At 34.8% G+C, this 385-nt stretch carries 1 protein-coding gene; it reads left to right on the top strand.

Annotated features, from left to right (window positions below; translation table 11 throughout):
• On the top strand, window positions 1–385 hold a 385-nt coding region (locus WCE05_RS26405), incomplete at both ends, for an SOS response-associated peptidase family protein (protein ID WP_368816898.1).

Below are 385 nucleotides of genomic sequence, written 5' to 3'. Positions count from 1 at the left end.
AACCTACCTTTGATTACAAATCAGATGTCTATCCAAGTGATGATTGCCCAATAATCTTATCTCATCAAAATGAATGGGAATGGCGAAAAGTTAAATTTGGAATGTTGCCACCATATGCGAAAGAAGTTTCATTTAAATATGCAACTTATAATGCAAGAACTGAAACGGTTGATCACAAACGTTCATTTAAACATGCCTGGTCAAATGATCAATTTGGCCTAGTTCCTGTTGAAGCTATTTATGAACCGAAATATATCAATGGTAAAGCACATTGGTATGGCATCTTTCGTCAAGATGGAAAGCCATTTACGCTTGCAGCAATTTATGAAGAAACCATAATTGATGAGCAGAAAGTTAGAACAATGTCACTATTAACAATCAATGC

This window comes from Pseudomonas sp. I2 (assembly GCF_040984075.1).
In the GTDB taxonomy this organism is placed as follows: Bacteria; Pseudomonadota; Gammaproteobacteria; order Pseudomonadales; family Pseudomonadaceae; genus Aquipseudomonas; species Aquipseudomonas guariconensis_B.
The sequence above is the reverse complement of the archived record's forward strand: the minus strand, read 5'-3'. Positions and strand labels throughout refer to the sequence as shown.